The 23,826-nt window shown below is 46.6% G+C and carries 23 protein-coding genes, 1 tRNA gene and 1 other annotated feature; of the genes, 3 read left to right on the top strand and 21 right to left on the bottom strand.

All coding sequences use genetic code 11. The annotated features are described in order from the left end of the window. Positions 1–109: 109 nt before the first annotated feature. Together ACQW03_RS20890 and ACQW03_RS20885 are read left to right on the top strand one after the other, a co-directional pair. Positions 110–1,606: a GDSL-type esterase/lipase family protein gene (locus tag ACQW03_RS20890; RefSeq protein WP_441951542.1), complete on the top strand. Its 1,497-nt coding sequence runs from the start codon at positions 110–112 to the stop codon at positions 1,604–1,606. A gap of 290 nt (positions 1,607–1,896) precedes the next feature. Then, positions 1,897–2,229, top strand: a complete 333-nt coding sequence (locus ACQW03_RS20885) for a hypothetical protein (RefSeq protein ID WP_013311060.1) — start codon at positions 1,897–1,899, stop codon at positions 2,227–2,229. An 88-nt stretch (positions 2,230–2,317) separates the two neighbouring features. Here ACQW03_RS20885 and ACQW03_RS20880 read toward each other — a convergent pair whose 3' ends face one another. From ACQW03_RS20880 to lspA, 13 genes are all read right to left on the bottom strand, one after another. Beyond that, on the bottom strand, positions 2,318–2,941 hold the full coding sequence (locus tag ACQW03_RS20880; protein ID WP_071641726.1) for a LysE family translocator: 624 nt from the start codon (positions 2,939–2,941) through the stop codon (positions 2,318–2,320). Positions 2,942–3,195: 254 nt separating this feature from the next. Then, positions 3,196–3,474 (bottom strand): hypothetical protein, encoded by a 279-nt coding sequence (locus ACQW03_RS20875; protein WP_076293484.1) that lies wholly within the window; start codon positions 3,472–3,474, stop codon positions 3,196–3,198. 171 nt (positions 3,475–3,645) lie between these two features. Continuing rightward, a tRNA-Ile gene (locus tag ACQW03_RS20870) sits at positions 3,646–3,719 on the bottom strand. Positions 3,720–3,843: 124 nt separating this feature from the next. After that, positions 3,844–4,008, bottom strand: a complete 165-nt coding sequence (locus ACQW03_RS20865) for a hypothetical protein (RefSeq protein WP_014282411.1) — start codon at positions 4,006–4,008, stop codon at positions 3,844–3,846. A gap of 147 nt (positions 4,009–4,155) precedes the next feature. Then, complete coding sequence (gene pyrE / locus ACQW03_RS20860; protein ID WP_071641730.1) at positions 4,156–4,797, bottom strand: orotate phosphoribosyltransferase; 642 nt, start codon at positions 4,795–4,797, stop codon at positions 4,156–4,158. Beyond that, entirely contained in the window at positions 4,794–5,588 is a 795-nt protein-coding gene (pyrF, locus tag ACQW03_RS20855; protein ID WP_441951538.1) for an orotidine-5'-phosphate decarboxylase, read from the bottom strand. The genes pyrE and pyrF overlap by 4 nt, the downstream gene beginning before the upstream one ends. 67 nt (positions 5,589–5,655) lie before the next feature. Continuing rightward, positions 5,656–8,871 carry a carbamoyl-phosphate synthase large subunit gene (carB, locus tag ACQW03_RS20850; protein WP_441951536.1) on the bottom strand — a complete coding sequence of 1,072 codons (3,216 nt, stop codon included), beginning with the start codon at positions 8,869–8,871 and terminating at the stop codon, positions 5,656–5,658. Between the two features lies 1 nt (position 8,872). Beyond that, positions 8,873–10,009, bottom strand: coding sequence for a glutamine-hydrolyzing carbamoyl-phosphate synthase small subunit (gene carA / locus ACQW03_RS20845; RefSeq protein WP_071641736.1), 1,137 nt, complete (start codon positions 10,007–10,009; stop codon positions 8,873–8,875). 60 nt (positions 10,010–10,069) lie between these two features. Further along, positions 10,070–11,392 carry a dihydroorotase gene (locus ACQW03_RS20840; protein ID WP_441951533.1) on the bottom strand — a complete coding sequence of 441 codons (1,323 nt, stop codon included), beginning with the start codon at positions 11,390–11,392 and terminating at the stop codon, positions 10,070–10,072. 59 nt (positions 11,393–11,451) lie between these two features. After that, positions 11,452–12,366 (bottom strand): aspartate carbamoyltransferase catalytic subunit, encoded by a 915-nt coding sequence (locus tag ACQW03_RS20835; RefSeq protein ID WP_023989427.1) that lies wholly within the window; start codon positions 12,364–12,366, stop codon positions 11,452–11,454. Further along, positions 12,363–12,929 (bottom strand): bifunctional pyr operon transcriptional regulator/uracil phosphoribosyltransferase PyrR, encoded by a 567-nt coding sequence (gene pyrR, locus ACQW03_RS20830; RefSeq protein WP_043882258.1) that lies wholly within the window; start codon positions 12,927–12,929, stop codon positions 12,363–12,365. Before pyrR ends, ACQW03_RS20835 begins: the two co-directional genes overlap by 4 nt. Before the next feature lie 504 nt (positions 12,930–13,433). Next, positions 13,434–14,405, bottom strand: coding sequence for an RluA family pseudouridine synthase (locus ACQW03_RS20825; RefSeq protein ID WP_071641740.1), 972 nt, complete (start codon positions 14,403–14,405; stop codon positions 13,434–13,436). A gap of 34 nt (positions 14,406–14,439) precedes the next feature. Beyond that, positions 14,440–14,898, bottom strand: a complete 459-nt coding sequence (gene lspA / locus ACQW03_RS20820) for a signal peptidase II (RefSeq protein ID WP_441951530.1) — start codon at positions 14,896–14,898, stop codon at positions 14,440–14,442. 236 nt (positions 14,899–15,134) lie between these two features. Here lspA and ACQW03_RS20815 point away from each other — a divergent pair, with 236 nt between their 5' ends. Next, on the top strand, positions 15,135–15,869 hold the full coding sequence (locus tag ACQW03_RS20815) for a TraR/DksA C4-type zinc finger protein (protein ID WP_071641742.1): 735 nt from the start codon (positions 15,135–15,137) through the stop codon (positions 15,867–15,869). 22 nt (positions 15,870–15,891) lie between these two features. Here the strand turns inward: ACQW03_RS20815 and ACQW03_RS20810 are convergent, their stop codons facing one another. The 8 genes from ACQW03_RS20810 to pgeF form a co-directional block, all read right to left on the bottom strand. Next, the gene (locus ACQW03_RS20810; RefSeq protein ID WP_230486204.1) at positions 15,892–16,284 is read right to left on the bottom strand and encodes a DUF5665 domain-containing protein; all 393 of its coding nucleotides are present in this window, start codon (positions 16,282–16,284) and stop codon (positions 15,892–15,894) included. 139 nt (positions 16,285–16,423) lie between these two features. Next, positions 16,424–19,513 (bottom strand): isoleucine--tRNA ligase, encoded by a 3,090-nt coding sequence (gene ileS / locus ACQW03_RS20805; RefSeq protein ID WP_076293488.1) that lies wholly within the window; start codon positions 19,511–19,513, stop codon positions 16,424–16,426. 78 nt (positions 19,514–19,591) lie between these two features. Then, positions 19,592–19,875 (bottom strand) — a binding site (T-box leader). Positions 19,876–20,043: 168 nt separating this feature from the next. Then, a complete protein-coding gene (locus tag ACQW03_RS20800) occupies positions 20,044–20,553 on the bottom strand; it encodes a DivIVA domain-containing protein (RefSeq protein ID WP_023989434.1) in 510 nt (169 codons plus the stop codon). A 172-nt stretch (positions 20,554–20,725) separates the two neighbouring features. Then, entirely contained in the window at positions 20,726–21,508 is a 783-nt protein-coding gene (locus ACQW03_RS20795) for an RNA-binding protein (RefSeq protein ID WP_441951526.1), read from the bottom strand. Positions 21,509–21,516: 8 nt separating this feature from the next. Then, the gene (locus ACQW03_RS20790; RefSeq protein WP_023989436.1) at positions 21,517–21,774 is read right to left on the bottom strand and encodes a YggT family protein; all 258 of its coding nucleotides are present in this window, start codon (positions 21,772–21,774) and stop codon (positions 21,517–21,519) included. A gap of 7 nt (positions 21,775–21,781) precedes the next feature. Then, positions 21,782–22,234, bottom strand: a complete 453-nt coding sequence (locus tag ACQW03_RS20785; protein WP_023989437.1) for a cell division protein SepF — start codon at positions 22,232–22,234, stop codon at positions 21,782–21,784. Beyond that, positions 22,225–22,926: a YggS family pyridoxal phosphate-dependent enzyme gene (locus ACQW03_RS20780; protein ID WP_025718637.1), complete on the bottom strand. Its 702-nt coding sequence runs from the start codon at positions 22,924–22,926 to the stop codon at positions 22,225–22,227. Before ACQW03_RS20780 ends, ACQW03_RS20785 begins: the two co-directional genes overlap by 10 nt. Before the next feature lie 8 nt (positions 22,927–22,934). Beyond that, positions 22,935–23,819, bottom strand: coding sequence for a peptidoglycan editing factor PgeF (gene pgeF / locus ACQW03_RS20775; protein WP_071641748.1), 885 nt, complete (start codon positions 23,817–23,819; stop codon positions 22,935–22,937). Positions 23,820–23,826 lie beyond the last annotated feature (7 nt).

Here is a 23,826-nt window from a genome sequence, read left to right as displayed (position 1 = left end):
TTAAATCATTTTTTTCACGTGTGCATTATTTTTTACATCCGTATCATTCCAATTTAAGTCGATTTTGTTTGGTTTGCGGCAGTTAAAAAGAAATTTGGAGGAGTTACTTATGTTACATGTTGTTAGTCCTAAACAACCGATTGTAAAAGAAGATTTTCCGTCAGACACTTCCTTTCTCTCCCTCTATCCCGTAGCAGTTCGTGAAGCTCGTCCTTTTATATTGGTATTACCTGGCGGTGGCTACGAGCATTTGGCCTCACATGAAGGAGAACCTATAGCCCGGTGGTTGAATGATCTAGGTATTCATGCGGGTGTGCTGGAGTATCAAGTCGGCGATTTCGAGATTACTTCCTTGTTGGAGGATGTAGAACATGCTCTGCAATGGATTCGCCAAACACCGCATGACTGGCTAGTCATTCCTGATCAAGTGGGACTCATCGGTTTTTCAGCAGGCGGTCACTTGGCCTCCATTGTCTCCACTATAGGGACGGTAAAGCCAGATCTTCTGTTGTTGGGATACCCTGTAATTTCATTTCATGAGCCTTATACACATATCGGAAGCCGTACACATTTTTTAGGGGAACAGCCGACGCTGGAGCAGCTTCAAGCCTTTTCATCCGATCGGCAAGTAACTTCACAGACACCTCCAACTTTGATGTGGACTACAGCCAATGATGGCGCTGTACCGGTAGAAAATAGTCTGTTGTTCGCTTTTTCATTATCCAGAGAACGTATTCCGTTTGAACTGCATGTATTTGAGGAAGGGCGACACGGCTTGGGACTGTCAGAGGACAACCATGAATGCCATCAATGGCTTGATCTAACGGAAACTTGGCTTCAAAAACATGGATATGCTCAGGCAAGGCAACAGATGACAACTCGACTGTTTATCGCTGGGGACTCCACTGCAGCTCAAAAAGGGGCTACCGAAAAACCGATGACAGGCTGGGGCGAACACTTGCAAAGCTACTTGGCACCGTCTGTTCATGTGGACAATCGTGCTGTCAATGGACGAAGCACCAAATCTTTTATAGCAGAAGGCCGGTTAGCTGATATTGAAAAAGATATTCAAGCTGGAGATTATCTGTTTATTCAATTTGGACACAACGATGAGAAAAAAGAAGACCCCACTCGCTATACCGATCCTGATGGAGAGTATCGTCAAAACTTAATTCAATACATTCAGTCCGCTCGGGAGCATGGTGCAATTCCAGTGCTATTGACCTCTGTAAGTCGCCGCCGATTCACCACAGAAGGTGAACCTGATCCGCTGGCTGTAGGAGCCTATCCTGCTGCCATGAGACAAGTAGCCGCGGAAACTAAGACACCCCTGCTCGATATTTTTGAAGCTTCTCAGCAGCTGTATCGTTCAATGGGTGAAAAAGGGTCACAGCAGCTATTTATGCATTTGCCTGAAAAAGCGCATCCTAATTACCCCGCTGGTGTAACGGATAATACCCATTTTTCTGACGAAGGAGCCAAACAGGTCGCCCAGCTTATAGCGGAAGCAATTCGTCAGTGTGCGGAACTGTCTGCATTAAAACAGCGTATCGTAGAAAAGAATCTAGACAGCGATGAGAGGCTTGCACACCAACTTGTCAACTGATATCAAGAACTAAATAGATACAAACACAAAACGGACTTGGAGCTAATTACTCTGACGTCCGTTTTTTATTCCGTGTGGATCAAAGACTATACAACTAGGAGAATGGTTCAAAAGTATGGTAAGTTAAAAAGTAAATACTTAAATTGTTATATTTTAATTCTTTTGTATTTTATAGGACTTTAGAATTGTTTTGTTGTATTATTTTGACAACATTTGTCGAATAAAGTGAAATCCATAACTTTACATGGTATATTTTAGGAGCTCATATCATACATAAGGAGGATTTTTTTATGAATACTAAGAAAATATTATTATCAACAGCTATGTCTCTGGGGCTTATTGGGAGTATTATCGTCCCTAGCGCGTCCGCATCTGTAGGCCCTTCTCCGGTAATTACGCCTGTCGTAGAAGTTAACGGAGTATACTACAGAACGGCTACGTTGCCACGTAATTATTCCTATGCGTTGTCAAATTACCCAGGGGATACTTATAAAGTGGCGAGCGGAAATGTCACCGTCTCCGCTTCCGGGGTGGTAACTACCACTACTGCAACGAATGCAAGAGTTGAGATCTACGGCGGTAACGGTAAATTGAGAATGGTATACACAGTTAAGGTGTCCTAAGATAAAAGCAGTATAAATAGCACTGTCCGTTTATTCGGGCAGTGCTATTTTTATGGACGGGCTGATGTTACCCCATCCTCATAGATAATCAATGTCCTGTTCTTTGAACTTTAAAGATCATATTTAAACCGAATCCAATTAAAACGAGACCCGTAGCTTTATCAATAATATTTTGTACTCTCGGAGACATTAACCATTTTCTTACATAACTCAACAATAATACGATTGTGGCAAACCATACAATGGAAACTGCTGCATAAAAGGACCCCATAAGTAAAAATTGTAGACTTGGATTGTAGTCCGGCATAATAAATTGCGGTAAAAACGTTAGAAAGAATATAGCCACTTTTGGATTTAAGGTATTAGTTATAAGCCCTTGCATAAAGGGTGACTTCTTCGAGGGTACTGTCTGATCATAATTCTCTGTGGGTTTACGCCGTTTGATGAAAGATAATAGACCCATATAAATCAAATAAATAGCCCCAATGTACTTAACAATTTCAAATGCAAATGCTGATTTCATTAAGAGCAAGGAAAGTCCCAATGCAGCAGCAGCCGTATGAATAAGAACACCAGTAGTTATACCTAGTGCAATTTTGATACCATCTTTTTTGCCATCGGTGAGTGTTCGCTTTGTGATTAATGCGAAATCAATCCCGGGTGACATGACTATGAAAATAAGTAATACCACAAAAGCTAGTAAGTCATTCATGAATGTGCCTCCATTAATTGAAATTTCGGATACATAATATTAACGTGTTGTTGTTCTTTTTTCAACCACCGTAGCCATCCTCTTGCGATATGTAATGAACAATTTATTATTATAATAAAAGTGAGATTTAAGTTAAGATTGAGATTATTAGTTTTAAATATAGCTACTAGATGATCCAACACTTTCACCAAGCCCTATTTAAACACTAGGATAAGCAAAAAGATCACTGGTGCTTCCCATGACCAGTGATCTTTTTATTTCCACTTATGATGTTTAGCCCACTTTTTAGCAGCCTCTTGATAACTCATTTGCTTGTTCCATAAAGTATGATTGATTACCCAATCATCCATCGCTTGCTGATACGTTTCAAGAATTTTAAAATCGCAAATATTCCAAGAACAATAAACTTTTTTGTACCAACTTCCTGATGATACTCCTTGGGTATATCTCCGTACTGCCTTACTTGCTTGTCGCTTTACCCAATGTGTTGCTTGATCTTTCTTAATAGGTGACTTTTTCACACTTCTACTCAAATTGCCTCTAACCTCCTTATGGGAAGCTAGAGACCAACCAATGTTTTCATTACCTCACTCCTTGATTTTCCTTTTACTAGGATAAACGATGTACCTCTCTAAAACAAATCCGATGAAGAAAGCAAATATAAACAACAAAAAACCCTTGCTACGCAAGGGTTTTTGAGGAAATGGGCCCTGAGGGACTCGAACCCCCGACCAATCGGTTATGAGCCGACCGCTCTAACCAACTGAGCTAAGGGCCCTCAAAAAAATATGTATATTCGCGTTACATATTCATAACAGCAACGTTAATTAATATACAACATTTTCTTGTGTTTAGTCAATAGTTTCTCAAAAATTTTCTTTTTAAAAATTATTTCCGTGGACTTACGGAATAAATCGGACACCATAACGACCTTTGCGCGAGCGGTACACCTCCACTGCGCGGGGATCATTGTAGCCATACATCCAGCCGTCGTGCTCCAACCTTTTTGCCAGACATCCTGCCTGAAATTTAGTCGTGTACAGTCTGCCATAGTAAATCCAATACATCCGAGCTCCCTCTTTTCACATGATGGTAGGAGTTAGTGTAACCGGATCGAATTCGATTTACACGGCCTGGGCCATAACAATCTACAATGGTTAGCAACGAGTACGAATCGCTCTAATCATTAGCTCTGTTGGCCCCTATAGCTCATCTTATTTGCCAAAGGAAGCCGGGTCCTGACGCCAGGAACGCAGCAGTTCCATCTCTTCTTCCTGAATGGTTCCTTCACGCAAAGCAACGTTCATCAGGGCTGTATAATTGGACAGGCTTTGCAGCTCCACACCTGCTTCTTCAAAGGCTTGAGTCGCTTTGTCTAGCTGGTAGCTGAAAATAGCTAGTACGGCTAACGGCTGAGCGCCTGCTTGTGCTACGGCCTGTGCTGCTTTAATGGAGCTGCCTCCTGTAGAAATGAGATCCTCGATGACCATAACCTTTTGTCCTGCGCTGATGCGGCCTTCAATTTGGTTCTCTTTCCCATGTCCTTTGGCTTTGTCCCTCACATAGGCCATTGGCAGATTTAGCTTTTGCGCCACCCAGGCCGCATGAGGAATCCCCGCTGTAGCTGTCCCTGCAATGACTTCCGTTTCGGGATATTGCTCACGAATGAGGGCAGCAAATGAGTCTGCGATCAGCTCGCGTACCTCCGGGTAGGACATGGTCAGGCGATTGTCACAGTAGATTGGCGATTTAATGCCGGATGTCCATGTAAAAGGCTGCTGCGGGCGCAATGCCACCGCCTGAATACGTAACAGATGGGATGCAATTTGTTCTGGTATATTATTGAATGTGGTCATACTTGTATCATCTCCTTAATAATGTGTTCCGCTGCGGCGCGTGGGTCTGTTGCTGCGGTGATAGGACGTCCAACGACAATGTAGCTGCTGCCTTGGGCAATGGCTTGCCCAGGTGTAAGCACACGCGACTGATCGCCTGCAGCGCTACCTGCCGGGCGTATGCCAGGAGTTATCGTCTTAAAGTCTGATCCACAGACAGCACGAATAGCAGGCACTTCCAAAGGGGATGCTACCACACCATCCAGTCCCGCCTCACGGGTCAGTTGTGCGTAACGAACCACTGCATCCTGTACCGTGCCAGGAATACCCAACTCCTTATTCATGGTCGTCTGATCCGTGCTGGTCAGTTGTGTGACTGCAATAATGAGCGGCATGGAAAGCGAGCTGTCTGCGGAAATAGCTGCTTCTGCACCTGCTTTAGCGGCTGACATCATATTAACGCCCCCAGCAGCATGTACGTTGAACATATCCACACCTAGGCGGGTAATGCTCTCTGCCCCTCCCCGCACCGTGTTAGGGATATCATGCATTTTCAAATCCAAAAATACGGAGTATCCTCTGGACTTTAGCTGTTCTACAAAAGCTGGCCCTGCATTATAAAACAGTTGCATACCTACTTTTATATAACAGGGAATCCCCTCTAGCTGCCGAATTAACTGCTCAGCCTGTTGTGCATTGGGATAATCTAATGCAACCATCAGCCGTCCTGCCATCTGCTGAAATGCTCCATTCACCGTTCTACATCCCCTTTTCACGTCAATTCGGGTACATTTGCCCGTGATAAAGGACATCCGTCAGCCGAAGCTGATGAATGTCCTTCCCTGTGCTACTTATTTCCCCACATCTATTCGTAACGCATTAGTTGCTCAGGACCGGCATGGATTCGGATGTGAAATTGATCGTTTCCAGCATTCTTAGCAAAGCGCGTACTGTATCCAGTGAGGTCATGCAGACAATGCCATTCTCAACCGCTTCGCGGCGAATACGGAATCCATCACGTTCTGGCGTTTTGCCTTTGGTCAGCGTATTGAAGACAAAGTTGGCTTCACCCGTACGGATCATATCCAGGATGTTCGGGTTACCTTCGCTCAGCTTGTTGATCGTGTTCACTGGAATATTGGCCTGCTTCATAGCAGCCGCCGTTCCACCTGTTGCAATAATTTTATAGCCTAGTCTGTAAAAGCCCTGCATCAACTCGACAGCTTCTTCTTTGTCCTTATCTGCCACTGTAATGATGATTGCTCCAGTGGACGGAATTTTCATGCCAGCCCCCACAAGTCCTTTGTACAGTGCTTTGGCATACTGAATATCGCGTCCCATGACTTCACCTGTCGATTTCATTTCCGGACCCAGCGTCGGCTCTACACGGCGCAGTTTGGCAAAGGAGAATACCGGAACCTTAACCGAGACATAATTACTTTCAGGCCATAGACCTTCTGAATAACCTACATCTTTAAGCTTACCGCCCAAAATAGCCTGTGTGGCCAGATTCGCCATCGGGATATTTGTTACTTTACTCAAGAAAGGAACCGTCCGCGAGGAACGAGGGTTAACCTCGATCACGTACACCTGGTCTTGATGAATGACAAACTGGATATTTACCAAACCGATCGTTTTTAATTCTTTGGCGATGCTGATTGTAATTTCCACAATTTTTTGTTTCAGCTCGGCAGACAAGTGCTGTGGTGGATACACCGCGATAGAGTCACCTGAGTGAACCCCGGCCCGTTCTACATGCTCCATTATGCCTGGTACCAGTACTGTCTCGCCGTCGCAGATAGCGTCGACCTCAACTTCTTTACCCAGCATATAACGGTCGATGAGCACCGGATGCTCTGGATTGATTTTAACTGCTTCTTCCATGTATCGCAGCAATTCCGTATCTGAGTACACGATTTCCATAGCGCGCCCGCCCAGAACGTAGGATGGACGTACCAGGACTGGATAGCCTAGCGCCTGTGCGGTTCCTACTGCTTCATCTACCGATGTGACCGTGTTGCCTTTAGGCTGTGCGATAGCCAGACGAGACAAAAGTTGCTCGAACTTTTTCCGGTCTTCCGCTTCATCGATACTTTCCAGACTCGTACCCAAAATATTCACTCCTGCCGCACTCAGCGGAGCTGCAAGATTAATGGCCGTTTGACCACCGAACTGGACGATAACCCCAATCGGTTTTTCCTGCTCGATGACATTCATTACATCTTCGAAGAAGAGCGGTTCAAAGTAGAGGCGGTCGGATGTGTTAAAGTCCGTAGATACCGTCTCCGGGTTGTTATTGATAATCACTGCTTCGTAGCCCGCTTTTTGAATAGCCCATACCGCATGTACGGTGGAGTAATCAAATTCAATCCCTTGCCCGATCCGAATCGGTCCAGAGCCGAGTACGATAACTTTCTCTTTGTTAGATGGAATCACTTCATTTTCCACCTCGTAAGAGGAGTAGTAGTACGGAGTTGTGGCTTCAAACTCGGCTGCGCACGTATCTACCATTTTGTAGACCGGACGCAGGTTTTGAGCTAGACGGAATTCACGTACCTCACGCTCGATTGTCATACTGTCGTTTTGGCCCATACTGCGAATCTCGGCGATAGAGCGGTCGGTAAAACCTTTACGTTTGGCCTGATAGAGTGTTTCGTAGGTCAGCTCAGACTCTCCAGCGATGATGGCTTCGAACTTGACGATCCCCTCTACCTTATCGAGGAACCACCAGTCAATTTTCGTCAAATCTTGAATCTCCTGCTGCTGCCAGCCACGACGGAATGCCTCGGCTACCAAGAACAAACGCTCATCATCTGCTTTAATCAGGCGATCCTTGAGCACATCATCAGACAGCTGTTCGGCTCCCTTAAGATGCAGACGGTTTACACCGATTTCCAATGACCGTACCGCTTTATGGATGGACTCTTCGAATGTGCGTCCGATGGCCATGACTTCACCTGTTGCTTTCATTTGCGTGCCCAGCTTGCGGTTGGCAGAAATGAATTTGTCAAATGGCCAGCGTGGTATTTTGCTCACGATATAATCCAGTGTTGGCTCAAAGCAAGCATACGTTTGTCCCGTTACCGGATTCACAATTTCATCCAACGTATAGCCCAGTGCAATTTTGGCAGCCATTTTAGCAATCGGATATCCGGTTGCCTTGGAAGCCAGCGCCGAGGAGCGGCTTACCCGCGGGTTTACTTCAATTACATAGTATTGATAGCTGTGCGGATCAAGCGCAAACTGTACATTACAGCCGCCTTCGATATTGAGGGCGCGGATAATTTTCAGAGAAGCGGAGCGCAACATTTGGTACTCGCGATCTGACAGCGTCTGACTCGGAGCTACGACGATACTGTCGCCAGTATGCACGCCGACTGGATCAAAGTTCTCCATATTACAAACAACGATGCAGTTATCATTGCCGTCACGCATGACCTCATACTCGACTTCCTTCATACCTGCGATACTTTTTTCCACCAAACATTGTCCGATTGGACTGTATCTCAAGCCAGAGCTGACGGTTTCACGCAGTTCTTCTTCTGTAGAGCAGATACCACCGCCTGTTCCCCCTAGTGTATAAGCCGGGCGAACGATAATTGGATAACCGATTTCATTAGCAAATTCTAACGATTCTTCTAAGGTTGTTACAATTACACTCTCCGGTACAGGCTGTTCCAACTCGCGCATCAAATCACGGAACAGATCACGATCTTCGGCTTGTTCTATCGAATTCAGTTGAGTTCCCAGCAGCTTGACGTTTTCACGCTCCAGCACTCCGGCGCGAGCCAGTTCCACTGCCATATTCAGACCTGTCTGTCCTCCCAGCGTAGGAAGCAGACCATCTGGACGCTCTTGACGGATAATCTGTGTTACAAAATCAAGTGTAATCGGCTCGATGTATACTTTGTCTGCCATGTTGGTGTCTGTCATGATGGTTGCCGGATTACTGTTGATCAGTACTACCTCGACGCCTTCTTCTTTGAGCGCTTGACAAGCTTGTGTACCAGCGTAATCAAATTCTGCTGCCTGACCAATGACGATAGGACCGGAACCGATCACAAGTATTTTTTTAAGTTCTGTATTTTTCGGCATATTAGCGCTCTCCTCTCACTGCGGCGGCGATAGCAGCCTGACGCGGTTGCTTTGGATGATTTCTTTTGTGCTCACGGATCATGTCCAGAAAACGGTCAAACAGGTAGCCATTGTCGTAAGGTCCTGGTGCAGCTTCTGGATGATATTGAACCGAAAACGCGGGATACTTGGTATGTTTAAGACCTTCAATCGTTTTATCGTTGTTATTAATATGCGTCACTTCAAGCTCAGTTCCTTGGATCGAATCCTCATTTACCGTGTAGCCGTGATTTTGCGAAGTGATAAAGCAGCGTCCGCTCTCCAGTTCTTTCACCGGATGGTTACCACCGCGATGTCCGAATTTCAGCTTTTCCGTATCCGCTCCCGAAGCTAAAGCGAACAACTGGTGTCCCAAGCAAATTCCGAAAATCGGGTATTCCCCTAACAGTTCAGCTACCGTACGAACGGCATGGGGTACGTCTTTTGGATCTCCAGGGCCGTTAGACAGCTGGATACCGTCCGGGTCCAAGCGGCGAATTTCCTCAGCCGTCGTATCATGTGGTACGACAACTACATCGCAGTCCCGTTTATTCAGTTCGCGCAAAATGCCGCTTTTTGCACCGTAGTCAATCAATACAATCCGCTCTCCGTTGCCAGGACTGCTGTACGGATGAGGTGTGGAAGTCATAGGAACCTGATTACGCAATTCTTCAATGGTGAGGTCAGACATCATTTCTTTAAGTTCTTCCAGCGGCTGGGAACCAGTCGTCAAAATGCCCTTCATCGTGCCGTGATGGCGAATAATCCGGGTAAGCATGCGGGTGTCGATGTCGCTAATGCCAATGATGCCATATTCCTTCAGCAAATCGCCCACGCTGTATTGAGCACGCCAGTTGCTTGGCGCCGGCTCGTAATGTCGAACAGCAAAGCCATGGACATAAGGCCGTACCGATTCAAAGTCATCCCGAGTAATTCCGTAATTGCCAATCAGCGGGTAAGTCATCGTTACGATTTGTCCGCAATAAGAGGGATCAGTCAGCACCTCTTGATAGCCTGTAATCCCTGTGTTGAAAACGACCTCGCCTGTTTTTTCACCTTCCGCACCAAATGATGTGCCTGTAAACAGCGTGCCGTCCTGAAGTAACAATCTTGCCTGCATCCCGTCTCACTCCTCTATATTGTTTCCTGCTATTAGGTTCTATTTTTTTAGTGGTTCTATTTATTTTGCTTCGTCAGCAGACCATACCAGTTTGCCGTCTACCCAAGTTTTCACGGGCCAGCCTTTGAGCTTCCAGCCTGTAAAAGGAGTGTTGCGCCCTTTGCTGGCAAACGTTTGCGGATCAACTGACTGCTCCTGCTCCAGATCAATCATGGTCAGGTCAGCTGGAGCCCCTTCTTCCAGGCGTCCCGTATCAAGGCGGAAGACACGCGCTGGATCAGCAGTCATACGACGCACTAGAAAGTCCAGTGTCCACTGTCCGTTAGCTACGAATTTTGTGTACAACAGCGGGAAGGCCGTCTCAAATCCAACGATTCCGAATGGCGCCAGCTCCATACCTCTTGCCTTCTCTTCCTCACTGTGCGCTGCATGGTCGGTTACGACGATGTCAATCGTACCGTCTTCCAGTCCCTCGATGCATGCCTGCACATCACGTGGGGATCGGAGCGGAGGATTCATTTTCCAATTCGCATCCAGCCCAGGGATATCCTCATCTGATAATACCAAGTGGTGCGGGCATACCTCAGCCGTTACCTTGATGCCAAAAGATTTTGCGTGGCGGATTAACCGCACTGACTGCTCCGTGCTGACATGGCATACATGATAGTGTGCCCCGGTTGCCTCGGATAGTAAAATGTCTCGTCCGACGTGAATGGCTTCGGATTCGTTCGGAATGCCTTTAAGTCCGTGGCGCTTGGCAAATTCGCCGTCCGTCACTGCCGCTCCTTCAACAAGCGTGTTATCTTCACAGTGTGCAATAACCGGCATATCCAGTGCTTTGGCCCGCGCCATGGCGTCCTTCATCATTTGCGCGCTCTGCACCCCGACACCATCGTCAGTAAAGCCGATTGCACCCGCTGCCTTGAGCGCTTCAAAATCTGTCAGCTCACGCCCCAGTTCGTTTTTCGTAATGGCTGCGTAAGGAAGAACCTTGGCAAGCCCGGCTTCCTGTCCCTTTTTCAATACCAGCTGGACTGTGTCCACATTGTCAGTCACTGGACGTGTGTTTGGCATGCAGGCAATCGTCGTAAATCCGCCTTTCACCGCCGCTCGGCTGCCCGTTTCAATCGTTTCTTTATATTCAAAGCCAGGTTCTCTCAGATGCACATGCATGTCGATTAAACCGGGGATGACCAGTTTTCCCTGGGCGTCGATTTTTTCAACTTCGCGCTCCTGCTCAGATGCCCCTTCTTCTATAAGTAGGCTGACTCCAGCATCTGCATTTGCGATAGCCAAAATTTTTCCGTCGGCGATTAGGATGGATTTCAATTCAGCCTCGCCCTGCTCGTTCAATACGCTTGCATTCATTATTAATTGTTTCATCTGAAATATTCCTCCGCTCAGTTTTCTGCAACTTTTTCCTACGATCCTACTGACAGCTTCTACAGCTTCATTGCCCGTTCCATAACCGCCATGCGGATCGGAACTCCGTTTGCCATTTGCGGAAAAATTCGCGATTGTTCGCTTTCCACAACTGCACTATCAATTTCCACATTCCGATTCACTGGAGCTGGATGCATGATAATCGTTCCGGGCTTCAGGTTCGCTGCTCTTTTCTCTGTCAAACCGTACTGCTCTCGATACTCATCCGCTGAGCGCAACATCCCTTCAGCATGCCGTTCCAGCTGTACCCGAAGCATCATGACCACGTCCGCCTGTAGTGCCTCTTGCATCGGAACATAAGGCGCGTACGCCGCAAGATCAGGTGCTTGCATATTATCAGGAGCGCAGAAGCTAACCTTGGCTCCGAATTTTTGCAAGGCCCACAGATTCGAGCGAGCTACACGGCTGTGCAGAATGTCTCCTATGATGGATACTCTCAAGCCTTTAAGCTCACCGAAAGTTTTGCGCATGGTGTACAGGTCCAGCAGAGCCTGCGTTGGATGCTCATTGTTGCCGTCCCCCGCATTAACCAGTGGGACACTGACCTTCTCAGCGAGCTCTTGCAGCACCCCGGCTGGCTTTAACCGGATGACTCCTGCATCAATGCCCATGGATTCGAGCGTACGTACTGTATCGTAAATGGACTCCCCTTTTTCCACACTGGAAGCCGCAGCGGAAAAGTTCAAAACCTGAGCGCCCAGCCGCTTCTCTGCCATTTCAAAAGAAAAGCGGGTGCGAGTGCTGTTTTCAAAAAACATGTTGGCCGCAAAGCGTGATTGCAGTACTGGAACCAGTTTTTCTGGTTGAGACTCCCAATAGTGAGCGCGATCCAGAATGGACTCGATTTCATTTCGACTAAGTTCCTTTAACCCGAGCAGGCTACGTTCTTTAAGTTGACTGGCTGTTGTGATCATAGCTGTTCCCCCCGGTTCTGAATGATTGTCACTTCGTCCTTACCGTCCGTCTCTTGAAGGGCTACTACGATTTCCTCAGATTTGGAGGTTGGGATGTTCTTGCCGATGTAATCCGGACGAATCGGAAGCTCACGGTGTCCGCGATCCGCTAGCACTGCCAGCTGAATCATTTGCGGTCGTCCGCAGTGCATCAATGCATCCATCGCCGCGCGGATGGTGCGGCCTGTATACAGCACATCGTCAAAAAGAATGACTTTCTTATCATGAACCGATACGTCAGCAGGATTCATCAAAAGCTCTTTTCCATTTCCTTTAGCTTCGGCTACGCTGCTCCGGTCATCCCGGTAAGCTGTGACATCCAGCTCTCCCCATGGAATTGGTGCGCCTTCAATTTCAGCAATTTTTTCAGCCAGGCGTTGCGCCAGATGAACTCCGCGTGTTCGAATACCTACTAGCACACAATCGTCAATACCTTTGTTTTTCTCCAAAATTTCATGTGCAATCCGTGTCAATGCCCGACGAATCGCAATTTCATCCATCAGTACATGTGTTTCATTACTCATGCTTCCAGCCTCCTCAGGTGATGTTCCCTTCAGACCTGGTCCCGTGTTCGGATACAAAAAAGACTCCTTGCCCAAGTTTGGCAAGGAGTCTCGTGTGAACAGTCTTCTACTGTTCTCCGATCTCTCGGACACACTGAAGACATACCGCCGCAGCGGATGCACTGATCAGTGATCCATTCACGTTACCTTGCCAGCCTCACGGGACTGATTTAAAGGTGCTATTCAGGATTTCCTTTGTCCTGCTTCTCATAGTATGAGATGGTTAGCCATCTCTTGGACAAAGTTCATCGCAACTACAAGAAGTATGACAGATTGAAAATCGTGTGTCAACACCCGTTCAACCGGAACCACCGGAAGCACTCTAATAATTATACAACCTTATTGTATAATTATCCATAGTTGTTTTTACCCATACCTTATCCCACAATAAAAAAACCGCCATTTAGGCGGTTCAACTTAATAATTTATTCAGGTTTGTGAATAGGAATGCAAATTATCATTGTTTTAGCGACTACGCAAGGATGCTAACACATCCTCCATATCAGGAGGGATCGGTCTGTTGAATTCCATGTATTCTCCAGTGGATGGATGCTTAAAGCCCAGTACCGCCGCATGCAGCGCCTGACCATCCATACGAACCCCTTTGCTACGCCCATACATAGGGTCGCCAACCAATGGGTGTCCAATAAATTTCATGTGAACACGAATTTGGTGTGTGCGTCCTGTTTCCAATTGAAGTTCAAGCAGGGTATAATCCCCCAACCGTTCAATGACGAGAAAATGGGTGACTGCATGCTTGCTGTTACGTTCCGTCACTGTGAACAATTTGCGATCACCCGAATCGCGGCCAATCGGAGCGTCTACCGTTCCCTGATCGTGGCTCAAATGACCGTGAACTAAGGCTATATATTTCCGAGTCACACTATGATCCTTAAGCTGTGCTGCAAGTGATGCGTGAGCCTGATCATTTTTAGCCGCCATCAGCAGTCCTGATGTATCCTTATCAATACGGTGAACAATACCAGGACGTAATTCCCCGTTGATGCCGGAAAGATCGTGACAGTGGTACATCAGTGCGTTAACCAATGTTCCCGAAGAGTGTCCCGGTGCAGGATGCACGACCAGACCACGTTGCTTGTTAATAACAATAACGTCCGAGTCCTCGTAAACGACATCCAACGGAATATTTTCCGGTACAATATCTACACTTTCTGGCTCCGGCACCGATAATACAATACGATCTCCTTCAGCCAGCTTGTAGTTCGCCTTGATCGCCGTACCGTTCACCAGCACCCGACCATTTCCGATCCACAGCTGTATCTGAGAACGAGACACTTCCTTCATTTCTTCGGCGATATATTTGTCTATACGTGTTTTGGCATCCCCGGAATCCGCTGTCCATTCCAGAGATTCACTCTCCAGTTCGTCCTCATAAGACAGACCTGCGGCTTCGCCGTTTTCATTCACTTCGCTCATGCTATGACTTCCCTTCAATGCTATCATTGCCATTTCACTTTTCTCGACGCGATTCCAGCAATGTATCCAAAATAATCAGTGCTACACCGATGACAATCGCCGAATCTGCCACATTAAAAATGGGGAACGTATAGCTTCCAAAATTAAATTGCGCAAAATCAACTACTTCCCCTGAAATAGCTCGATCCAAAAAGTTACCAACTGCTCCCCCCAGCACCAAACTTAGCGCAACAGGAAGTAGCTTTTGTCCAGCCTTGACTGTTTTTCGCAGGTACCAGACGATACCAATCACCACTACAATTGTAATCACGATAAAAAGCCAACGTTGACCTTCCAAAATCCCAAAAGCGGCTCCACGATTACGATGGGAGGTGATTAAAAAGAAATTGCCGATGACTGGTATTTGCTCGTACAATTCCATCCGCGTAGCCACCAAATATTTAACTCCCTGATCAATCAAAAAAATAATTAGCGCAATACCAAAATAAATCACAGTCCTTCGTCACTCCGATCCGCTTATATCCGTTGTTGAACCCATTTATTGTAGCATAAGCATTCTCAGATCGTCCACGAAACCCGCAAGCTATCAAGCACAGATCATCCATAAAATGAACTCCTTCGCATTTGATTAGAATTTCCTATGTAAAAGAGGTCTTCCCGGTGCAAACTACAAGGAGCATACTCGACACAACGCATGCGCATGTAAACCTAGAACAAGGAGAGGATTTCATGTCCCCATTGACGGAGCAACAATTGCAGGGCTTGCGTAACGAACTGCTGGAACGCAAAAAAGAAATTGAGCATCGTTTGCAGGACAACGACCATTACGGACTCGGCGATTCCCAACGCGATCAAACCGGCGAGCTTTCTCCTATTGATAACCACCCGGGAGATCTGGCTACCGAAACCTACGAGCGAGCCAAGGATATTTCCTTGCTGGAGCACGACGAATTCCAATTAGAACGCATCGAATCAGCTCTGATGGCCATGGAAAAGGGGACGTATGGCATTTGTGCCGCCAGCGGTAAACCCATTCCCTATGAGCGCCTACTGGCTGTTCCCTATACCATTTACTGCAAAGAGTACAGTCCCGAAACAGAAGTGTCTAACCGCCGACCAGTAGAGGAAGAATTTCTCGCTCCCTCGTTCGGCAGAACGAGTCTGGATGAGCGGGATGATCAAAACGGCTTCGACGGTGAAGATGCTTGGCAGATCGTCGAAAATTGGGGTACCTCTAACACACCAGCCATGGCCGAAAGTCGAGAAATCCACAGTTATGATGATATGGAAATTGAAGCAGGCGACGATAATATGGGCTTCGTAGAACCATACGAAAGCTTTGTTGCTACTGACATTTATGGACAAAATGTTTCCGTTATTCGTAGTTCCATTTATCAGCGTTATATCGAAGATGGCGAGGGCGAAGGTCTACTGGAGCCGGATACGCACGAAGACGAATCGTGAACTTCAAAGTGGAGATCACTGCCTAGTAGGTAGTAAGCTCTAATTGTCGTTGTACAATTCGTACAATATCAGCGATATAATCACCGATAATCGGCAAATTCAACGCTCCGAGCACTTGCAGCACATAAATAATGGTAGCGGCAAAAAAAGTAAAACCTAGCGCGATGCCGATTCCCCGGGAAACGCCTGATATTAGATTTAGCCAAAGTAATCGCCAAGGCTTGTTCAGCAGCAAAGCATAATCTGCAATACGTGTCCGTTCCATCTGCTCTGACACAGCACGTATCAGCTTTTCAACACGACTTAATTGCTCTGCCTGATTACCTGTTTTGCTTTTATCTGCGGCTACGGCAGCTCCTTCTCCGTTCATCCCTCGGAGACTTCTCCCCTGTCTACGCCTTGATCGTGCCGTCATATGCACAATCCCCCTTTCCCATGGCTGCCCTGAACGCAGCAAACGAGCCGAAGCACGTAACGGAGAAAAACCGTTTCCGATGCTTAGGCTCGTTTTTATATGCTGCCTGTTATTGTATTATGGGACAGGGGGCTTGTAATTATTCTCCAATATGAACGCCGATGGTTTTACCGTTCACATCCACATGTTCTGCCGGTTCGGCTTGACCAAATGCCACAGTAGTAACCAGTACGTTCTCACGTAACACAGAGTCGAAGCTTTCGATGGCCTGACGCAGCTCGTTATCTACATCCAACGTCAACGCCACATATTTTTCAATCGGCAGATCCAGTTTTTTACGATAATCCTGTACCGCACGAACCACTTCACGTACCCAACCCTCTTGCTCCAGCTCCGGCGTAATGTCTGTGTTCAACGCTACCGTTAAGCCATAACCGGAAGCAGAAGCGAAGCCTTCTTTCGCTTTTTTCTCCACCAGCAGTTCTTCGGCCGTAACTTGCAGTTCTTCACCTTCTGGAGAAGCGACGTTTAACACTCCTTTTTCTACAACAGAACGGGTATCCTCAGCAGACATTCCTTTGAAAAAGTTTTGTAGGAAACCGACATTTTTGCCGTATTTCTTGCCTGCTACTTTCAAATTCAGTTTCAGTGTAAAATCTACAAAGCCGCTATCGTCCGTCTCAACATGAATATGCTTCACGTTAATCTCATCTTTGATGATTTCCTCATAGCCACTCAGTTCAAAATCCTGATCCATGGACAGAATCAACTCGGACAACGGTTGACGCGTTTTCAAACCCGTTTCGTTGCGGACGTTACGCGCCAATTCGACGACACGACGTGCCGTTTCCATGTCTCGTTCCAGTTCCAGATCGATCAAGGACTCATTGGCAGTCGGATAATCATCCAGATGAACACTTTCCCCGTTGCTCAGATTGAGGTAAATATCCTCTGCTAGCAGTGGTGTAAACGGCGCAAGTAGTTTGGCAGTCGTTAACACCACTTCGGTCAGTGTACGGTATGCATCCAGCTTATCTTCTGTAAGACCATTGCCCCAGAATCGATCGCGTGAACGACGGATATACCAGTTGCTCAGCTCATCTACAAAGGACTCAATCGCTTTGGATGAGTTCAAGAAGTCATTTACAGCCAGCGCTTTGTCCACTACCAAAATCAGGCTGTTCAGACGGGACAAAATCCAGCGATCCAACTTATGAGCCGATGGTTTGAACGGATGCTGTGCCGGATCAAATCCGTCGATATCCGCATACAAGGTCAGAAAAGCGTGTGTATTGACAAGCGTATCCACCAGCTTCGATTTAGCCTCACCTACAATGCCTTTGGAAAAACGTTTGCTATTCCATGGTGCACTATCTGACAGCAATGCCCAGCGGAAAGCATCTGTACCGTACTCGTCAATCACTTCCCACGGATCAATAACATTACCCTTGGATTTAGACATTTTCTGTCCCTGCTCATCCAGTACATGGCCTGTCGCCATGACAGCTTTATAAGGAGCTTTGCCAGTAAGCATAGTCGAAACCGCAAGTAAGCTATAGAACCAGCCACGAGTCTGGTCAATCCCTTCGCAGATCATATCTGCCGGAAATTGCTGCTCGAACGTTTCATTATTTTCAAAAGGATAATGATGCTGTGCAAACGGCATGGAGCCACTATCGAACCATACGTCGATTACTTCCGGTGTACGAGTCATTTCGTATTTACCGCATTGGCTACGTACCTTAATGTCATCTACATATGGTTTGTGCAGCTCGATGTCCGCTGGTACATCGCCAATCGCACGTTCCCTCAATTCAGCAATACTATGTGGAGCGAACTGTTCTCCAGTTTCCTCACAAACCCAGATGTTTAGCGGTGTACCCCAATAGCGATCGCGACTGATGTTCCAATCCACCAGTTCTTCCAAAAACTTTCCAAAACGTCCTTCACGTACATGGCCCGGGTACCATTCGACTTCACTGTTGTTGGCAATCAGTTGGTCCTTGATCGCAGTTGTTTTGATAAACCAGCTGTCCATAGCATAGTACAATAATGGAGTATCGCAGCGCCAGCAGAACGGATAGCTATGCTCGTATTTTTCCTTGCTGTACAGCAAGCCTTTTTCGGACAGCATTTTAACAATATCTATATCACAGTCTTTCACAAAACGGCCTGCAAAATCAGTGACTTCCTCTACATAGTTACCTTGGAGATCCACTACGTTGATGAATTCAACACCATTTTCACGGCATACCCGGTAATCATCCTCACCATGCGCCGGAGCCATATGAACGATACCTGTACCGCTGGAGTCTGTTACGAACTTCGCACCCAGAATCTGATTACCCTTCTCAACCTGAAAATACGTAAATGGCGGGGTATACGTTTGGCCAACCAGTTCTGAACCAGATAGTGTGCCAATCACTTCATGATCGCCTTTAATTACGTCCTCAACCAGATTTCTAGCAACGATGTATACACCGTCTTCCTGCTTCACACGTGCATATTCCAGTTCAGGGTTGACGGCGAGCGCCACGTGACTCGGCAAGGTCCAAGGTGTTGTCGTCCAAGCCAGTACATATTCACCACTGCTGTGCAACTTGAATTTGGCCGTGGCACTTAGATCCTTCACATCTTTGTAGCCCTGCGCTACTTCATGAGAACTCAGCGTCGTCTGACAATCCGGGCAATACGGACTCACACGATGACCACGATACAACAGATCTTTTTCATGAATTGTCGCCAAAATGTTCCATACGCTCTCGATATAGTTATTATCCAATGTAATGTACGGGTTATCGAGGTCTGTCCAGTATCCGATCGCTTCGGTTAGATCACGCCATTGTTGCTCATACTCAAACACGCTCGCCTTACATTTTTTAATAAACTTTTCAACGCCGTATTCTTCAATTTCAGGTTTGTGGGAGATTCCCAGTTGCTTTTGTACACCCAATTCTACCGGCAAACCATGCGTGTCCCAGCCTGCCTTACGTACGACGCGGTATCCCTTCATTGTCTGATAACGGCCTACAAAATCCTTAATTACACGGCCCAGCACGTGACCGATATGCGGTTTACCGTTAGCTGTTGGCGGACCCTCATAAAATACAAAATTGGGCTTTCCTTCACGATTTGTGATGGATTTACGGAATGTGTCCTCTTCTTTCCATTTGCTCAGGATGCGCAGGTCACGAGACCGTGCTTTTTCTTTAACATCCACTCTGTTCATACTTCATACTCCCTCTCTGCTCATCATTGATTTCCCTAGCATTTCCTAAAAAAAGCAACAAAAAAAGCCCCATCCCTGTAAAGGGACGAGACTGTGCTCGCGTTACCACCCTGATTCCGTAAAAACAGACCATTCTAAAATACAGTCTCATCACGGCTCTCTGAGCCCCACTCAACTACAGCAGGGCGCCATTATAACGCATGGCAAACGGTGATTGCTTACACACACCATAAAAAATCTTAAGCGCTTCAGCTCACTTCTCCGGGAGGATCTTCGGTCATGTTCTGAACGTTGGCTTGCACCGGAAGGCCAACTCTCTGAGGGACAAATCATGACGTACTCGTTCCCATCAACGAATTAAACATGTTAAATTCATCGAATATTAAATCAGCAACATCGTTGCCTTGAATAACAATCATCAGCCGACGGACGGATAATCATTGAATTCAGTATAGTATTTACAGTTATAGCCTGTTTAAAGATAAAAGTCAACCCTAACAAAGCCTAATAAAAGCTTGTCAGAAATGAAATTAGTAAATTTCTTTCATCTCACGCTCGCGCTCCAGTACTTCGCGTTCCCGGTTTTCAAGGGCTTCCCAGCCGTCTTGGCTTAACAAGTCAAGTTGTGCTTCCACCAGTGTACGAAACCGTGCTCGGTAAATCGATGCCTGCTTCTTCAGTTCTTCAACCTCCAACGCGATCTTGCGGGATTTAGACAATGCTTCGTTCACAATACGGTCCGCATTTTTTTCCGCTTCCTTCACGATCAGTTGGGATTCTTTCTTGGCGTTGTTACGAACTTCATCAGCCGCTTCCTGCGCCACGATAATCGTCTTACTCAGCGTATCCTCAATGGTCGCGAAATGATCGAGCTTCTCCTGTACGTTCAACAACTCGGTGCTCAGTTCTTTATTTTCACGAATAACGCCCTCGTAATCTTTGATCACCTGATCCAAAAATTCATTAACCTGATCCTCATCATAACCGCGAAGCCGGCGGGCAAATTCCTTGTTATGTATATCCAATGGCGTTAATGGCATGCCGTCCACCTCCTATAAGATTGACAAAAAATACATTTTCCGCGTCACGACGCTCACTATCATCTATCGGTCATCATACCCCGTTTTGTGAATACTGTACAGAGCAAAATCGTTCCAGTTCTTCGCTATAGCTTAATTCTTTCGACAGAAAGCTCGTGATTCCTGCCTACAGCTATACAAACTTACCAATTTTGACACGGAATCTTCCCTTTTTTGTCATCCCGTCTGTTTCTAGCACTTTGAAACGCCCAAAACCCTGCATGGAAATAACGTCCCCAGCTTTAAGTAGAGTGGATGGATTCTCCTCCACCTTCCAATTTACCCGGCACCGTCCCGCCCGAATCGGTGCTAATATTTTACTGCGGCTTAGCTTGTACACATCGCTGGCAATACCATCCAGGCGCAAAGAAGCGACCGTCAGATCTAGCGCCTCTAATGCAACTTCCTTCGTTCGCAGACTCGCTACAGGCAACAGTTCTGTCCATACATGAACACGATGTACCTGCTGCAAATGCATCGTCATAAAATCACCGATCTCTGAAGCTACCAATACATGGCACCCATCATCAAGTACATGAATGTCCCCGATTTTCCCGCGTTTGATTCCAAGTCCCAGTAGGGCACCTAGATAATCACCGTGCTCAAGGGTACCTACTTTATGATCGTCAGATGTGATAGAAAGGACCTGAATCCCCATCTCCTCACCGTCCAAATACGAATAATCGGGCGCAATAAGCGCCCGCTTTCGTTCTGAAGCCATATATCCGCCATCTACCCTAATCGTGACCTTGTCTTCCTTCGAAGCAAGTGTCTCCAATATGTACTGTTGGCGCGGGTCCAAAAAATCAGTCAGCTTCTGCTCATGATAAGCTCCCGCATGACTGATCCATTCGGAAGCGCGATCCACATAATCCCGTTCATCCGGGTGAAAATGCTCATAAATCTCAGTTCGCATAACTCCTCCTAGACGAAATTACCAATTAAAGAAATCAAACCGTATGACGCAAAACGCAGAGCAATCAGCGCAACGATGGGTGAAATATCAATCATCCCGAAGATTGGCGGTATAAACCTGCGAAAAGGAGACAAATACGGCTCCACAAACTTGGCAAGTAAATCACCAATTACACTCTCTCTGGCATTAGGAAGCCATGACAGCAGAACATATGCAATGATCATGTACGAATAAATCTGAAATAGCCAGTAAATTACCTCGATCAAGAAAAGTTCACCTCATTCTGTTAAGTTCTTGTTCAGTGTCAGCCAGTATTTCTGTAATAGAGCCTTGAATCTCAACCGTATCTGGTGTACACAGAAAAATATTGTTCCCGACCTTGGAAATACCACCACCCAGTGCATACACAGTACCACTCAAAAAATCAATAATGCGCAGCGCCTGATCCTTGCGAATTCGTTGCAAATTAACTACGACGGTGCGATGGGAACGGATATGGTCGGCAATTTCCTGTGCTTCATCATAAGAACGCGGCTCATACAGGACAACTTTCACATTTTTCTGTGAATGGATGCTGACAACATTAGTGCTCTTCTGGTTCTTACGTTTATCAAAGCTTGGGGTTTCAATTTCTTGATCTTCCGGCGTATTCATAACCTCTCGCTCTATAACTTCCTCTTCTTCCTGAAGCCCCAGAAAGTTCATGAACTTATTCATTACGCCCAATGGAAATCCTCCTCTCGTCCGACCAGTACGGAACCAAGCCGCAGCCAAGTCGCTCCCTCTTCAACCGCCACTTCAAAATCATTGGACATCCCCATTGACAAGTGAACGATGGGTTCTCTGGTCAAGGCTTGTCCATTTAACCTATCCCGTAATTCACGTAATCCCCGAAACACAGGCCGAGTTTTTTCCGGGTCTTCTTCATGAGGAGCCATTGTCATCAAGCCAATCACGTCCACATGCTCCAACTCGCGAATCTGTTCCAAAAAGGGGACAACCGCCTCAGAGGACAAGCCATATTTGGATATTTCCCCAGAAATATTGACTTGCACAAAAGCTTTAACTCGCAGTCCCAGAGCGGCTGCCTTCTTGTCCAATTCCTGAGCGAGCGATAAGCGGTCAAGCGAATGTATAAATTTAAATTTTCCAATCACATCTTTAACCTTATTCGTTTGGAGATGACCAATAAAATGCCACGTTCCCCGGTCACCCAACTTGCTCCATTTATCCGCAGCATCCTGCCAGCGATTTTCGCCCACATGCTCTAAGTCGCTATCCAATACCGATGTCATTGTCGCCGCCGAAACATATTTCGTGACAGCGATCACATTAACTTCATCACGCGAACGTCCGCTTCGGGCACATGCCGCTTCTACACGGGCATTCACTTCTTTAATTCGTTCCTCCAAAGACACGGGAGGACTCACCTCTCTTCCAGACCAATCCAACTCGCCATTCTTCCTGTGACGCCGCCTTCTTTGCGATATGAAAAAAACAAATCGCTACGGCTACTCGTGCATAAGGTAGTACATTCGATATGGCTCGGCAATATTCCTGCTTTCATCATAATGTGTCGATTGCATTGTTTCAAGTCAAGTAGTGTTTTTCCGTCGGTTAAGGGGAAGTAAACAGAACCTTCCCATTTATCATTACCCGGGCAATCATGCTCCAAAACCCGAATTTGGCTCATCACATGCTCATCCACCTCATAGGATTCAGAACCAATGGAAGGACCAATAGCTGCTAGTATATCAGACGGCTGAGATCCATATTCGTTTTGCATGGTCTGTACCATTTTCAATGCGATTTCCGCAACGGTTCCCTTCCAGCCTGCATGAGCCAACCCAATCACACGGCGGACTGGATCACAAAAATATAATGGTACACAGTCTGCATAAAAGGACGTCAGCAAAATGCCAGGTACATTCGTCAAAAGTCCATCTGTGTCCTGAAAAGCGGATGCACGATCCATAAAGCCCCGCCCGCGATCAGCAGCCTTGACCACAGCAACATGATGACTATGAACCTGTTCACCGCACGTCCACGCTTCAGCAGCAAAGCCAAGCTGCTCAGCAATGAGCCGACGGTTACGAATAACTTGCTCGGGGTCATCCCCTACATGAAATGCACAGTTCAGACTAGCGTAGGGCACCTCACTGACACCGCCATGACGACCTGTAAAACCCGCTGTTAATCCCTGAACCTGCCGCTCCCAAGATTGAATATATAACAACTCCGGTACGGGACGTCCGCCATCTTGCATTAGCGTAGCCCCCGTAGCCTCGGTGTTCACTACAAATGGTTCCATTCATTCT

It is taken from the genome of Paenibacillus sp. DRB1-1 (assembly GCF_052119485.1).
Classification (GTDB): Bacteria; Bacillota; Bacilli; order Paenibacillales; family Paenibacillaceae; genus Paenibacillus; species Paenibacillus polymyxa_B.
This window is presented reverse-complemented; position numbering and strand designations above follow the sequence as displayed.